Annotated in this window: 16 protein-coding genes; 7 read left to right on the forward strand and 9 right to left on the reverse strand. The window is 69.4% G+C overall.

Going from position 1 to position 13,902, the window contains the following annotated elements; genetic code table 11:
- Positions 1 to 21: 21 nt before the first annotated feature.
- Positions 22 to 987, reverse strand: a complete 966-nt coding sequence (locus BLR41_RS16540) for a glycosyltransferase family 2 protein (protein WP_092629525.1) — start codon at positions 985 to 987, stop codon at positions 22 to 24.
- An 85-nt stretch (positions 988 to 1,072) separates the two neighbouring features.
- On the opposite strand from BLR41_RS16540, the gene BLR41_RS16545 reads away from it, so the two are divergent.
- The 3 genes from BLR41_RS16545 to BLR41_RS16555 all read left to right on the forward strand — a co-directional run bounded on the left by BLR41_RS16545 (position 1,073) and on the right by BLR41_RS16555 (position 4,525).
- Entirely contained in the window at positions 1,073 to 2,263 is a 1,191-nt protein-coding gene (locus tag BLR41_RS16545; protein ID WP_342745387.1) for a glycosyltransferase family 4 protein, read from the forward strand.
- A 125-nt stretch (positions 2,264 to 2,388) separates the two neighbouring features.
- Positions 2,389 to 3,537, forward strand: coding sequence for a glycosyltransferase family 4 protein (locus BLR41_RS16550; RefSeq protein ID WP_092629526.1), 1,149 nt, complete (start codon positions 2,389 to 2,391; stop codon positions 3,535 to 3,537).
- Positions 3,538 to 3,637: 100 nt separating this feature from the next.
- Entirely contained in the window at positions 3,638 to 4,525 is an 888-nt protein-coding gene (locus BLR41_RS16555; protein WP_092629680.1) for a glycosyltransferase family 2 protein, read from the forward strand.
- A 448-nt stretch (positions 4,526 to 4,973) separates the two neighbouring features.
- On the opposite strand, the gene BLR41_RS23160 is transcribed toward BLR41_RS16555, so the two are convergent.
- Positions 4,974 to 5,456 carry a prolipoprotein diacylglyceryl transferase gene (locus BLR41_RS23160; protein WP_218120189.1) on the reverse strand — a complete coding sequence of 161 codons (483 nt, stop codon included), beginning with the start codon at positions 5,454 to 5,456 and terminating at the stop codon, positions 4,974 to 4,976.
- Between the two features lie 344 nt (positions 5,457 to 5,800).
- Between BLR41_RS23160 and manB the strand changes: the two genes are divergently transcribed.
- On the forward strand, positions 5,801 to 6,898 hold the full coding sequence (gene manB / locus BLR41_RS16565) for a mannose-1-phosphate guanylyltransferase (RefSeq protein ID WP_092629682.1): 1,098 nt from the start codon (positions 5,801 to 5,803) through the stop codon (positions 6,896 to 6,898).
- 8 nt (positions 6,899 to 6,906) lie between these two features.
- Complete coding sequence (locus BLR41_RS23165; protein WP_218120190.1) at positions 6,907 to 7,056, forward strand: hypothetical protein; 150 nt, start codon at positions 6,907 to 6,909, stop codon at positions 7,054 to 7,056.
- 318 nt (positions 7,057 to 7,374) lie between these two features.
- On the opposite strand, the gene BLR41_RS16570 is transcribed toward BLR41_RS23165, so the two are convergent.
- Positions 7,375 to 8,004 carry a hypothetical protein gene (locus BLR41_RS16570; RefSeq protein ID WP_245694353.1) on the reverse strand — a complete coding sequence of 210 codons (630 nt, stop codon included), beginning with the start codon at positions 8,002 to 8,004 and terminating at the stop codon, positions 7,375 to 7,377.
- 257 nt (positions 8,005 to 8,261) lie between these two features.
- Positions 8,262 to 8,558: an HC3 family zinc finger protein gene (locus BLR41_RS16575; protein ID WP_092629528.1), complete on the reverse strand. Its 297-nt coding sequence runs from the start codon at positions 8,556 to 8,558 to the stop codon at positions 8,262 to 8,264.
- Between the two features lie 209 nt (positions 8,559 to 8,767).
- Between BLR41_RS16575 and BLR41_RS16580 the strand changes: the two genes are divergently transcribed.
- Positions 8,768 to 9,619, forward strand: coding sequence for a helix-turn-helix domain-containing protein (locus BLR41_RS16580; protein ID WP_092629529.1), 852 nt, complete (start codon positions 8,768 to 8,770; stop codon positions 9,617 to 9,619).
- A gap of 16 nt (positions 9,620 to 9,635) precedes the next feature.
- Positions 9,636 to 9,824 (forward strand): DUF397 domain-containing protein, encoded by a 189-nt coding sequence (locus BLR41_RS16585; RefSeq protein ID WP_092629531.1) that lies wholly within the window; start codon positions 9,636 to 9,638, stop codon positions 9,822 to 9,824.
- Positions 9,825 to 9,944: 120 nt separating this feature from the next.
- Here the strand turns inward: BLR41_RS16585 and BLR41_RS16590 are convergent, their stop codons facing one another.
- From BLR41_RS16590 to cofD, 5 genes are all read right to left on the reverse strand, one after another.
- Positions 9,945 to 10,142 carry a DUF397 domain-containing protein gene (locus tag BLR41_RS16590; protein ID WP_092629534.1) on the reverse strand — a complete coding sequence of 66 codons (198 nt, stop codon included), beginning with the start codon at positions 10,140 to 10,142 and terminating at the stop codon, positions 9,945 to 9,947.
- 65 nt (positions 10,143 to 10,207) lie between these two features.
- Complete coding sequence (locus tag BLR41_RS16595; RefSeq protein ID WP_143013109.1) at positions 10,208 to 10,831, reverse strand: hypothetical protein; 624 nt, start codon at positions 10,829 to 10,831, stop codon at positions 10,208 to 10,210.
- An 80-nt stretch (positions 10,832 to 10,911) separates the two neighbouring features.
- A complete protein-coding gene (locus BLR41_RS16600; RefSeq protein WP_092629539.1) occupies positions 10,912 to 11,490 on the reverse strand; it encodes an NUDIX hydrolase in 579 nt (192 codons plus the stop codon).
- On the reverse strand, positions 11,487 to 12,830 hold the full coding sequence (locus BLR41_RS16605; protein ID WP_092629541.1) for a coenzyme F420-0:L-glutamate ligase: 1,344 nt from the start codon (positions 12,828 to 12,830) through the stop codon (positions 11,487 to 11,489). The genes BLR41_RS16600 and BLR41_RS16605 overlap by 4 nt, the downstream gene beginning before the upstream one ends.
- Positions 12,827 to 13,837, reverse strand: coding sequence for a 2-phospho-L-lactate transferase (cofD, locus tag BLR41_RS16610; protein ID WP_092629542.1), 1,011 nt, complete (start codon positions 13,835 to 13,837; stop codon positions 12,827 to 12,829). The genes BLR41_RS16605 and cofD overlap by 4 nt, the downstream gene beginning before the upstream one ends.
- Positions 13,838 to 13,902: the final 65 nt, after the last annotated feature.

Consider the following 13,902-nt stretch of genomic DNA (forward strand, 5'->3'; position numbering starts at 1 on the left):
GGGAAGGCGGGCCTACGTCCCTCACTTCCCGGCCCAGCTCCGCCAGAGACGACGGCGATCGACGGCACAGACCTCGGTGATCCTGCGTCGCTGCCGCAGAGTCGTCGGCGCCCGCGCGGCCACTTCGGCCAGCACTCCCAGCCGCAGCGGCACCCGGAAGTTCGCTGCGTCCGGGACTCGCCGCTGCCGCAGTCCGCGCCAGGGCAGCGTGAGGGTGATCGCGCCGAACCGCAGCAGTTCCCGCAGGGCGACCTCCACAGGCGCACAGCGCAGCAGCGTCAGCAGCCGGTTGCGCTCGTTCCAGCGGTGGAACCGTGCCGATCCGGGATCGGAGGACGAACCGTGCGAGTGCTCGCAGCTCGCGGCCGTCCGCGTGATCCCGTACCCGGCCAGCCGCAGGCGCCAGGAGGTGTCGGTGTCCTCGTAGTAGCAGAAGTAGTCGGCCGGGATGCCGCCGACCGTCGAGAGCGCCGAGGTGCGCAGCAGGGCCGCCCCGCCGCAGAACCCGAACACTTCCTCACCCGTACCGGCGTTGTCCGCTGGCACGATGCCGTCCCCCGCCACGGTGTCGGCGCCGTGCCCCGTGCCGGTCAGCCGAACACCACTGGAGAGCGGCCCCCGCCGGTTCCACATCCGACTCGTCGCCGCACCGACACCCGGATCGTGGTCCAACGAATCCTCCAATGTGGCCAGCCAATCCGGTGCCGGTGCGGCGTCGTCATTGAGCCAGCCGAAGTAGGGTGTCCGCACCAGCCCGAAGGCAGCAGCGAGACCGCCCGCGTAGCCGAGGTTGCGGGGTAGTCGGAGAACCTCGGGAGTCGAAGGGTGCCGGGCCAGCAGTTCGCTCGTGCCGTCGTCGGAGGCGTTGTCCACCACCAGCAGCCGGTGGTTCCGTTGCCGGGCGAGCGCGTCCAGACACGCTCCGATGTGCTCGGCACCGCGCCAGGTCACCACCACGATCGTGCTGCGGGCCTGCTCCACGGTCACGTCCGTAGCCTATCGCCTCACCCCGATCGCGGATGTGGTTGTCTGGCGGGCAGCGGTCGGTGAAACGTGTGGACTGGGGGTGGCTGTGCCGAAGCTGGTTGTCGTGGCCGAGCAGTTGCTCGCACCGGTACCGGGTGGCACGGGGCGCTACACCCGTGAGTTGCTGCGCGCGTTGGCGGCCACGGCTCCGCCCGGCTGGGAAGTGAGTACGGTCGTCAGCTCCGGCGGTGATCCGGCCCGCGCCGAGGTCGAGGGAGTGGGCGGCCCGGAGGTGTTGCCACTGCCGAGAAGGGCGTTGACCCTGGCCTGGCAGTACTGCCGGTGGCCCCGCGTCTCCGCCGATTCGGTGCACGCCCCCACGCCGCTGTTCCCGCCGGTCGCGCCCGGCCGTGGGTTGGTCGTGACCGTGCACGACACGGTTCCCTGGAGCCATCCCGAGACACTCACCGCACGCGGCGCGGTCTGGCACCGGCGAGCCGTGGCCAGGGCGGCGCGAAAGGCGGACTCGCTGGTGGTGCCCACCGAGGCGGTCGCCGCCGACCTGCGGCGACACGTCCCGAGCGCCACGCGGATCGAGGTGATCGGCGAAGGGGTCGGCACCGCCGTGCTCTCCCCCGGCACAGCGAAGACGGGGCACCCAGCGGAGACGGGGCACCCAGCGGAGACGGGCGAGTCAGCGGAGGAGAGGGCACGTCGGCTGCGGCTGCCACCGAGATACCTGCTCGCCGTGGGCACGATCGAGCCCCGCAAGGGCTACGAGTGGTTGATCCGCGCGTTGGCCGAGCCGGAAGCTCCGGAGGTCCCACTGCTGGTGGTGGGCGCGCCCGGCTGGGGCGACGTCTCGTTGTCGGATCTCGCGGCTCGCCACGGGCTCCCACCCGGCAGGCTCCGGTATCTCGGTCCCGTCGCGGACAGCGACCTGGCTGTGCTGCTGCGTCGCTCGGCCGCCCTCGTGGCCCCCAGCATGGCTGAAGGATTCGGGCTGCCCGTGCTGGAGGCGATGGCGGCCGGAACCCCGGTGGTGCATTCCGACGCTCCCGCGCTCGTGGAACTCGCGGACGGGGCGGGCGTCGCGGTGCCCAGATCGGACGCGACCGCGCTGGCGTCGGCGCTGCGCGAGGTGCTCGCCGATCCACGTCTGGCGGCAGGGATGATCGAAGCCGGCGGCTCTCGGGCGAGCCGGTTCGACTGGCACGACACCGCCCGCCGCGTCTGGCGCCTGCACACCGGTGCTGCGGACGCGGCTAACCACTCTCCGCGCCCCGACGCTCGGTGAGCGATCCCCCCAACGGGTGGGAGCGCTGTCACATTTCGGGCTTGGCGGCGGTGGATTTCACCATCCCGCCACGAGGGCCGATGCCTACCTCCTAGGCTGCTCGCGTGCACCGAGGAGATCCACACGTGCTTGTCGACGCCACCGCCGTGCCCGCGGACCGAGGCGGCGTCGGCAGATACATCGATTCCCTGCTCGCCGCGCTGGACACCGCCGGAACACCGATGAGCGTGGCCTGCCAGCCACGCGACGCCGAGCTCTACGGCAGGATCGCGCCGCACACCCGGATAGTGCCCGCCGCGGACTCGGTCGTCACCCGCACCGCCCGGCTCTCCTGGGAGCAGACCACGCTGCCGAGGCTCGCGAGGCGGCTGAACGCCCGTGTGGTGCACTCCCCGCACTACACCGTTCCGCTGGCCAACACCAGCGCTTCGGTGGTGACGCTGCACGACGCCACGTTCTTCTCCGACGCGCCGCTGCACTCGCCGGTCAAGGCACGGTTCTTCCGGGCGTGGACCCGGGCGGCGCTGCGCCGCGCCACGGTTTGCGTGGTGCCCAGCAGAGCTACCTCCAACGAGCTCATCCGCACAGCCGGAGCCAACGCCACGCGGCTGCGGGTGATGTATCACGGGGTGGACCCGGAGCGGTTCCACCCGCCGGCACCTGAGGAGGTCACCGCCGTGCGGCGTTCCCTCGGGCTCGGCGACCAGCCCTATGTGGCCTTTCTGGGGGCGTTGGAGCCGCGCAAGAACGTTCCGGCGCTGATCCGCGGTTTCGCCCGGGCGGTCGCCGACCGTCGCGATTCCCCCGCTCTGGTGCTGGCCGGGCAGACCGGGTGGGACACCGATGTGGAAAACGCGCTCGAATCGGTACCGCACCGTGTTCGGGTGATTCGTGCCGGTTATCAACCGTTCGATCGGTTGGCCGGTTTGCTCGGGGGAGCCGCCCTGGTGGCTTATCCGAGCCTCGGGGAGGGGTTCGGTCTTCCGGTGCTGGAAGCGATGGCCTGCGGCGCGGCCGTGCTCACCACCCGAAGGCTCAGTCTGCCGGAGGTGGGCGGAGACGCGGTGGCCTACTGCGGTGTGGCGGAACGAGGGATCGCGCATGGAATCGGCGAGCTGCTCGACGATCCGGTGCGGCGTTCCGAACTGTCCAGCGCGGCCCAGCAGCGTGCCAAGGAGTTCACCTGGGCCGACTGCGCGGACAGGCATCGCGCCGCCTACGAGCACGCCGAGTATCTGCACCGGCGCAACCGGTGGCACCGCTGTCTGCGGTGAAACCGCTCCGGGCGAGGCGGCGTGCGGCGTCGCCGTAACTCGGCCGCCTCCGGGCGGGGCGTCGCGGTTGGCGGCTCCCGGGGCCGCTCGGTTCCGCGCCATGCGTGAGAATGACGACGTGCGCGACTCCCAAAGTTACGGCGAGGGGCTCGCCGTCGTCACCGTCACCTATTCGCCCGGCAACGCGCTGGACCGTTTTCTGGAGACCCTGCCCAAGGCCACCGATCGGCAACTCAGCGTGATCCTCGCCGACAACGGTTCCACCGACGGCTCCCCGGAACGCGCCGCGCTGCGCCCCGGCGTGGAGCTCGCGAGTATGGGCGCCAACCTGGGTTACGGTTCGGCCGCGAACCGCGGTATCGCCGAGTTGGGCGACGACATCGGTTGGGTGGTCGTCGCCAATCCCGACGTCGAGTGGAGCGCCGGCAGTCTCGACGAGCTGCTGGCGGCCACCGAACGCTGGCCGCGCGGCGGTGCGTTCGGCCCGTTGATCCGGGAACCGGACGGCAGCGTCTACCCCTCGGCCCGAGCGCTGCCGTCACTGGGACGAGGAGCCGGGCACGCCCTGCTGGGCGGGATATGGCCCGACAATCCGTTCAGCCGCGCCTACCGGCAGTCCACCGACAGCTCCGCCGAGCGCACGGCCGGATGGTTGTCCGGCTCCTGCCTGTTGCTGCGGCGAGCCGCGCTGGACTCGGTGACCGGTTTCGATCCGCGCTACTTCATGTACTTCGAGGACGTCGACCTCGGCGACCGGTTGGGCCGCGCGGGCTGGCTCAACGTGTACGTGCCGGACAGTGAGGTGACCCACATCGGTGGGCACGCCACGGCCCGTTCCTCGGGGCGGATGCTGCACGAACACCATCGCAGTGCATACCGCTACCTCGCCGACCGGAATCCCGGGCCGACCCGCGCACCGTTGCGGGTCGCGTTGCGGGCCGCGCTGGGCGCACGTGCCCGGTTCGTCGCGCGCAACTCCGACCGCTAGTAGCAGAGCGTTCCACGTCAGCTGCTGGGATGGTTCCGTGGCGGAATCTCTCGCACGGCTCTCGCTGCGGGTCCGGCGACATCGGGTAGGTACACAACGTCTCCGGCGTCTTCGCGAGAGCCGTGCGGGAGAACCCGCGGCGGTGCCGGTGGTGAGAGTGGTTGGAACTCGACCTGCGGGAGTGCTCGGGGTTCGGCTTCGGGGTTTCCCGCGCTTCTCAGTCGCATGGTCGTTTCCCGACGACGTTCTCGTGCACCGCGAGTTCGCGAGAAATTGACGCCCGCACCGCCGCACCGGCCCGGCGATTTCGCGAGAAATCGACACCGCTGCGGGGAATCCCGCAGCGGTGCCGACAGCGGAAGTGGTCGGGGTTCGGCCCGGGAGTTGAAGGGCTCCACCCCCCGGTGAGCTCTTCTCCCGCGCAGAGTGGGTCTGCCGGGACGCCGAGTCAGTCGAACCGCTGTGGACTGTGCCGGGGATCGTGCCGGTAGGCGGCGTTGTCGATCCGGTGCGGTGTGGTGGGTACGTCGGCGTCGTAGGTGGGCCAGGCCCGCTGTTCGGTCGACGGCTGCTCGGCTGTGGAGTGCTCGGCCGGGGGGTGCTGCTCCGGCCGTTGGGGCTCCGAGCGCCGCGCGCTCTCCTGCTCCCCTTGGCGGGGACGCTGCTCCCACTGGTTGGGCTGTTCCCCTCGGGGGTTCTGCTGTTCCTGCTGATTGCTCCGCTGCTCCCGCTGGGAGGACTGTCCCGTCGAGTCCGGGAGGAGCTGCGTGGAGTTCGGATCCTCCCGCTCCACGTCACGCATCGAGTCGCGCGGGATGCGCACGGTCTGCGCCGCGTCCATCGGCGAGGTAGCGCTGTCCGGTGTGACGACGAACGCACCCCGTGCCCGCGCACGAGCAAGTGATTCGTCGGCTCGGTTGCGGGGGTCCATTGGTCCCTCTCAATGCTGGCCGGTGGATTTTCAGCCGCAGCGTGGCCCGTCCGTCCGGTGGATTAGCCGGTCCCGAGTCGGCCGACCTCACGGCTCGACCCCGTGGTGGCAGGTCCATCGTGACAGAGTGTTCGACACCGCGTGGTTTCGCATTGGCGGACCGTGCCGACCAGGGGCGCCATACCAGGTGGGTGCTGCTACTGCCAGAGTATTCCTCATGGATTCCTACGTCAGGGTGATGAGTTGGTCGAATTCGACGACGGTGTGAAGTGGCCGGGTCGTAGGCGACGATCACCCGTGCGAGTCGAAACGAGCGGACCCTCGGTCCGGGGAGGTGCATGGCGATGACGAGTCCCGACGACCACGCGCCGACCAGCGGTGCGGAGGCCGTGGTGCTCGTGGGTGGCCGAGGCACGCGGTTGCGGCCGCTGACCCTGTCCGCCCCCAAACCGATGCTGCCCACTGCCGGAGTGCCGTTCCTGACCCACCTGCTCTCGCGGATCCGCGCCGCGGGGGTCACCAGGGTGATACTCAGCACCTCCTACCGGGCCGAGACCTTCACCGAGTACTTCGGTGACGGTTCCGGCATGGGGCTGGAGCTGGAGTACGTGGTGGAGCACGAGCCGCTGGACACCGCCGGTGCGATCCGCAACGTGGCGGACCGGCTGCGGGAACCCGATGTGCTGGTGTTCAACGGGGACATCCTCTCCGGCGTGGACCTGCCCGCGCTGCTGGGCGAGCACCGCGCGGATGCGGCCGACGTCACACTGCACCTGGTCAGGGTGGACGATCCCGGCCGGTTCGGCTGTGTGCCCACCGACGAGGACGGCAGGGTGACCGCTTTCCTGGAGAAGACGCCGAATCCTCCGGTGGACCAGGTCAACGCGGGGTGTTACGTCTTCCGTCGTGAGGTGATCGACGGGATTCCCGGGGACCGTCCCGTCTCGGTGGAGCGCGAGACGTTCCCGGGACTGCTGGAGTCCGGAGCGCGGTTGCACGGGTACGTGGACTCCAGCTACTGGCTGGATCTGGGCACGCCCGCCGCTTTCGCGCGCGGCTCGGCGGATCTGGTCCGGGGCGTCGCTCCCACGGAGGCGCTCGACGGCCGGGTGGGGGAGTCGCTGGTGCTGCCCGGTGCCTCGATCGCCGAGAGCGCCTCACTGGGGGGAGGTACCACGGTCGGTGCGGACTGCGTCGTGTCCGAACGGGCAGCGCTTTCGGGGGCCACGCTGTTCGACGGGGCCAGGGTTGAGGCCGGTGCCGAGATCGCCGACAGCGTCGTGGGAGCGGGGGCCGTTATCGGGGCGGGCACGGTGCTGCGTGGTGCCGTGGTCGCCGACGGTGCCGTGGTCGGCGCGGGCTGCGAACTGCTCGAAGGCGTGCGCGTCTGGCCCGGCGTGGAACTGCCCGCCGGTGGGGTGCGCTTCTCGCACGACTGCTGAGGGAGCGGATGTCGGAGGAAGAAGCGCGGTTCGCGCGAAATCTTGCACTGACCGAACTGCAGCCGGTGGGCGGTGGCCCGCTGAGCATGGACGAGATCGTCGAGGCAGTGCGCGCGGTCCGTGAGGAAGCTCCGGGACAGGAAAACGGTCCGAAATGAGCATTTCGCCGAGCAGCGGGTGATCGTATCGACACCGACCTCGTCGGAACGGGAGTGGACGGAGAACCTGGGCTACGAGTGGGTGGGGTGGCCCCGCCCCCCAGGGCCGGCACCGGGCGGTTTACGAAACTCCCCGGCTGAGAGACGAGCCCGGCTCGGTGAACGAGCGATGCGCCACGGGTGAGCCGGCGATTTCGCGAGAAATCTACGGACAGCCCTCAGCCGCGCAGGCTGTGCGGGAAGACCCGCCCCTGCTGGTGGTCGAAGGTCAGCACCGCGCCCTGGCGCCCTCGGAGTCGCGGGCGGCGCCCGCGCCGCTCACTCCCCTCGGAACCGCAGCGGGTTGTCGAGGTCGAGGAAGGTCCGGGCGAGTTTGTTGGTCTCGGCGCCGTTGCCGCGCACCGAGTGCAGGATGCCGTTGTAGACGAGGTCCCACAGCTCGCGGTTCATCTGAAGGTTGTGTAGCGGAGCGTACGTGCTGTTTCCGTGTTCGTCCGTGAGCTCAAGATAACGTGATGCTCCACCGGTCGTGATCTTCACCGTGGTGAGCTCGTAGGTGCCGACGAATCCGCTCTTCCCGTAGCGCAGCCAGTCCGCGCCAGCGGAAATGCGGATGGCTCTCCCCATGAACAGGAACGGTATCGGTGAAAGAACGACGAACAGCCACAGCCACCACGTCGTCATCCAACTGAATCCAGTGTCCCTGATGCAGAAGAAGACGAACATGATGGTCGCCATGATCGCACCGAGTGTCACGGAGTAACCCCGTGTGGGACGGAACCATTCGAGTACGGGGCCGTATCCGTCGGGTGGTTGAGGTACTTGGTGCTCACCTCCGGGACGTTTGTCCTCGGCACGCTTCCAATCCGGTTCGAGCGGCGCGCGTGGTGGCCGTGGTTCTCCGGTCCTGGGGTCGGGTTTGGGCGGCAGTCCGGCTGTGTGGCTCATGGGTGCTCGTTTCAGAAGATGTCACCGACGAAGTCGCCGACCGCGCCCGCGGCGTCGCTGATCGCCAACGGTCCTCCCCAGCCTGCCGAAAGTGAATCAGTGGGCAGGGTGTCACTCTGAATTGCGAAATCGACAGGGTGCTGCTACTCAGAAGGATCGGTTTCCTGCCGAGCATCACAGTAGGCTGGCGGCACGACGTGATCCGTGCCGCCATGCGCGGGATCATTCCTCGAGTCGATGTTCTTCCCGTGATGTGCTCATTCACTCTCACCTGTCAGACGACGGATCGCGGCTCGGCGTCGCGCTTCCTCGTCCTCGTTCAGGCGTAGTTGCTCCATCCGGCCGCAGGCCAGTGACATGCAGGTGTCGCAGGTGGGCATCAGCCAGTCCACCTCGGTCGGGTCGATCAGTTCGACGTCCTCGCCGCACAGCGTCGTTCGTCGCTGCCCCGGTCTGGGGCGTAGTTCCGGCGACAGCGCGTGCCGCCAGCCCGCCACCGGCTGCCACCACACCACCGGTCCCCGCCAGCGCAGCGTTTCCTCGGGAAGCGTCATGGTCGTTCCTTTCCTCGCTTTTCGTGAGTGAGGCCGACTCGATAGCTGTTCGCTGGGAAAAGTTCCAGACTCGTCAGCTCCGGTCGACACTTTGGCACATTACTAGGCACATGTGCCGGTGTAAGTGCCACAAGTAGGTGAATTTCAGTGGGCGAACATGATGCTGGGAAACTGGAGCCGGAAGTGGGTGAGCACACGGAGGTTCGCTGGTGGCCGACAGATCAGATCCGTCCGCGTTGCGCTGGTTGATAGGCAACGAGCTACGCCTCGCGCGTATCGCTTCGGGCAGGACTCAGAGCGCTGCCGCCAAGGCGCTCGGGTGCACCCACTCGAAGATCAACTATCTGGAGATCGGCCGTAACCAGCAACATCCCGAGGAAGTGACCACGTTGCTGCGGTTCTACGCAGCCGACGAGGCGCAGATCGACCGGTTGGCTTCACTCTCCGGCAGAGCCGATCAGGGAACCTGGTGGGCCGCCTTCTCGGACGTGGTGCCGGACTGGATGAAGACATTCGTCGGGCTGGAGGGGCTGGCCACACGGGAGTTCATGTACGAACCGCTGGCGCTGCCGGGACTGGTGCAGACTCCGGATTACGCGCAGGCCCTGTTGGCCGATAACCTTCGAGTGAGCGCTATCGACGCCGAACGCGTCGTCAAGCTCCGGATGGAGCGTCAGCAGCGACTCTTCGACGGGAACTCGCCGCTCGACTTCCAGACGGTCATAGAGGAGTCGGTGCTCGACCGACTCGTCGGTGGGGCGGAAGTGATGGCCTCGCAACTGCGGCACTTGCTCGAACTCGCAAGCCGGGACAACGTGACCATGCACGTGATGCCGTTGTCCGTGCCGGTACACGACGGTCTCGATGGTGAGTTCAGCGTGCTCGACTTCGAGGAAGCGAAGTCGGTGGGCTACATCGAGTACCCGAACGGTGCGGTCTACATCCAGGACGAGAATCAGGTAGCGGCTTACGGAAAAGCCGCTGAGAGGCTCTGTTCGGTTGCGCTCACCCAAGAGGAGTCGATCGACGAGATCGCGAAACGAGCGCGAGCGTTGAGCTGACTACGGAAGGAATGCGATGGATCGGTTAACCTGGCGTACTTCCAGTTACACCAGCAACGGCGCGAACTGCGTCGAGGTGGGACTGGGCGGCGACGCGGTGGCCGTGCGGGACTCGAAGGCTCCCGAGCACGGGACGCTGCGTTTCACCGAGGCGCGGTGGCTCGACTTCCTGGGAACACTGCGCGGTGCGGTGAACGACCGCTGAGGTAGTACCCGGCCGCAGCCCCGGTCGGCCGTCAATTTCTCGCGAAATCGCCGCCCAGCCGGGAGGATGCGGCCGTCACCAGCGGCGTTGGATCGTCGTCGTCCGCGGTTTTCCCGGTGCTTACCCGCGCAGGCTGTGCAGGAAGGCCCGCCACTGGTGTTGGTCGAAGGTCAGCACCGCGCCTTGGCGGTCCTTGGAGTCGCGGGCGGTGACCGCGCCGGGCAGCGCCGAGACCTCGACGCACGCGCCGTTGTTGCCGCTGTAGCTGGATACCCGCCAGTCGAGACGGCGGTCCTTGCCGGGGTTCTTGCCGGTCATCGTTCACCTCTCGCTCGGCGGTTCGGTGTGCGGCGGCAGGGAAGCGTCGGGAACCGCGCCGCTCACTATCCCCGGAAGCGCAAGGGGTCGTCGAGTTCGAGTGAATCGCGGGTGGATTGGCTGATCGTGGCCCCGTTGACATGCACCGAGTGCAGGATGCCGTTGTAGACGAGGTCCCACAGCTCGGTGTTCCGCTGCGGATCGTCGAGATAGGAGGAGAACTCGTTGCCGTGGACGTCGACGAGCCGCAGCGACTGGTGCAGCTTCGTTCCGGTTACTTCGACCAAGGCGAGCTGATAGGTCAGCACGAAGTCCCCGTTCTCGTGGGCCAACCAGTCGACCCCGGCGGACAGGCTCGGATTGTGCTTCCGTAGCCCGGAAATCAACGCCCAAGAGCCCAGTGTGACCCAGAAAACCAGCACTCGTGGCAGATCGACCCCGCCCATGAAGACACCGATCACGAAGATGACGGACACCAGGGTCAATCTGGCCAGCAGGGAGCGTAACCGGGAGTGGTGGAACCACTCGACCATCGGAGACGCCTCGTGCGGCGGCCGTGGTGCGTTGTGCTGCTTACCCCGCTTGGTCGCCGCGTTCCGGTTTCGGTCTCTGACCAGCGGTGCGTGCGGTGGACGAGGCTGCCCGGTGCGCGGGTCGGGGCAGGGCGGCAGTGTGGCCGGGTGGCTCATGGGTGCTCGTTCCGGTCGGCGTGTTCCGGGCCTCGGGGATCGGACCAGCGTTCGGATATCGGATCCGCCCCGGACGGCCGTCAATTTCTCGCGAAATCGCCGCCCAGCCGGGAGGACGCGGCCGTCACCAGCGGCGTGAGATCGCCACCGCCGGGCAGCGAACCCAGCGGCCACCAGCGCAGGTCCACCGACTCCTCGCTGCGGCGCGGCACGGCCCCGGAGGGCGCGCGCACCACGAACCGCACGTCGAAGTGGCGGGTCGGTTTGCCCAACGAGCAGGTGACCGGGTGCACGTCCAGGTGCACCGGGTCGGGATTAACCACCAGCCCCTCGACGCCGGACTCCTCGGTGGCCTCCCGCAACGCCGCGGCGGCCAGCGTCTCGTCCGCGGGCTCGCAGTGCCCGCCCAGCTGCAACCACCGGCCGACCCTGGGGTGCAGCGTCAGCATGGTGTGCTCGCCGCTGTCGTCCAACACCAGCGCCGAACAGGTCACGTGGCCCGGTTCGCACTCCCGCAGGCAGGCGTCGCCGCGCGCCCGCAGCAGGCCCACGAAGGCGTGCCGCAGCGCCTCCTGCCCCGGATCGGGCGCTCCACCGGCCACTGTGGGCGGTGTCCAGTCCTCCAGCGTGTGCAACGCGTCGGTGTGCGGCCCGTTCAAAGTTCCACCAAACCCTCTTCCGGATCGCGCGGCTCTCGCGGCCCCTCGGGCGGCTCGGCCGGGTACCCCACTGCCACCGCCCCCAGCGGCTCCCAGTGCTCGGGCAGTTCCAGCGTGTGCCGCACCACCTCGGGGCAGAACAGCGTGGAGGAGACCCAGCAGGAGCCGATGTCCTCGGCGGCCAGCGAGACCAGCAGGTTCTGCACGGCGGCCCCGCCCGCGACCACGAACATCGAGCGTTCGGCGTCGGTGCGGCGCTCGTCCGGGTAGTCGTGCGCGCCGTCCCGGAGCAGGAACGGCACCACCAGCTCCGGCGCGTCGTAGAGCAGGTTCCCCCTCCCGACGCGGCGGCGGGCCCGCTCCTCGGAGAGCCCGTCCGCGCGGAGGTCCTCCAGCCACGCGGTCCGCATCGCGTCCAGCAGCTTGCCGCGCAGTGCGCGGTCCCGCAGCCACACGAACCGCACCGGTCGGGTGTGGTGCGGGGCGGGCGCGGTCAACGCCGCACCCACCGCCCGGCGCAGCGCCTCGGCGTCCACCGGTGTGTCGGCGAACTCGCGCACCGAGCGGCGCAGCAGCACCGCCTCGCCGCGTCCCTGCGCGATCGCCTCGGCGGTTCCCAGCCGGAACAGGTCCTCCTCGACGGTGCGCACCAGGTCACCCGCTCGTGAACCGTCGTCGCGCTCGTCTATCCCGCGCACCACCGCCACCGGGGTTCTGCCCAGCTTGCCCTTGACCAGGTCGGCGGCGCCCGCGATCTCGTCCGCCACCGCCACCTCGGTGACCTCCAGCGCGTTGCCGAGCGAGTCCGTGCTGCCCGCGTAGCGGTGCAGCACCGCCACGCCCGCCGAACCGATCGCCACGTCGGTCTGGCCGAGCCGCCAGGCTCGCCCCATCGTGTCGGTGATCACCACGGCCACCCGGATCCCGGCCCGCTCGGCCAGCTCGGCGCGCAACCGCTCCGCCGTGGTGTCGGGATCGCGGGGCAGCAGCGCGATCTGGTCGGTGGCCACGTTGGACGCGTCCACCCCGGATGCCGCCTGCACTATGCCGAGCTTGTTCTGCGTGATCAGCGTCCTGCCCTTGCGGGCCAGCACGTGCTCGGCCTCGGCCAGCACCTGTTCGCGCCGCAGCGCGTCCCGCTCCTCGGGATCCGACGGAGTGTCCATGACCCGGCCCTCGATCTTGGACACGATCTTGCTGGTGATCACCAGGACGTCGTCGTCGCGCAGCCAGGGCGCCGCCGCCAGCAACGCCCCCGCGAGATCGTCGCCCGCCGCGAACTCCGGCAGTCCCGCAACGGGCTGGACCCGCAGTTCCTCGTCGGCGGCGTGGTCGTTCATGCGCTCACCTCCGGAGCGGCCACCCCGCCGATGTCGAGGGCCACCCGCGCCATCTCCGCGCTCGCCGCGGTGTCCGACATGAGCAGCGGCACCGAACGGGTCGCCACACCCGGCACCTGGGCGGTGTCGGTGCTGTGGACCAGCCAGGCGTCCAGGATGCCCTCCCCGGAGGTGGAGCGGGAACCGTAGTGCTCGCCCACCGCCTGGGCGGTGCTGCTCACCCCGATCGCGCGCAGGCAGGCGTCGGCCATGCCGCGCACCGCCCCGCCGCTGATGATCGGGGAGAGCCCGACCACGGCCGCCGTGGTCTCGCGCAGCGCCGCACGTACCCCCGGCACGGCCAGCATCGTCCCGATGCTGACCACCGGGTTGGACGGCGCCACCAGCACGATGTCGGCCTCGTTGATCGCCTCGATGGCCCCTTCGTGGGCGGTCGCCTCGTCCGCGCCGACCGGAACGATCGCGCTGGCCTCGGGCTTGGCGCCGTAGCGCACCCACCACTCCTGGAAGTGCACCGCTCGGGCACCCGAGCCGGAAGGGTCCTCGATCGCCACGTGCGTCTCGACGCGGTCGTCGGTCACCGGCAGCAGCCGCACGCCCGGCCGCCACCGGTCGCACAGCGCCTCGGTGATCTCCGAGAGCGGATACCCGGCCCGCAGCATCCTGGTGCGGATCAGGTGGGTGGCGATGTCGCGGTCACCCAGGCCGAACCAGGTGGGTTCGGCCTCGTAGGCGGCCAGCTCCTCCGAGACCGACCAGGTCTCCGACGCGCGGCCCCACCCCTTGCCGGTGTCGATGCCACCGCCGAGGGTGTACATGCAGGTGTCCAGGTCCGGGCACACCCGCAGACCGTGCATCCAGACGTCGTCGGCGATGTTGACTATCGCGGAGACCTCGTGCGGTGCGGACCCCTCGGGCTCGCCGACCGGGGGCAGCCCCAGGGCCTGCTTGACGCCGAGCAGGAACTGCGCACCACCGACTCCGCCGACCAGTACTGCGACCTTCACGTCCCGAATCCTCCCACGGGCGGGGGCGGGGGCTGTCCCGCGGCTTGGTGGACCCCGCCCGCGAC

The sequence above is a fragment of the Actinopolyspora mzabensis genome, assembly GCF_900101095.1.
Taxonomy (GTDB): Bacteria; Actinomycetota; Actinomycetes; order Mycobacteriales; family Pseudonocardiaceae; genus Actinopolyspora; species Actinopolyspora mzabensis.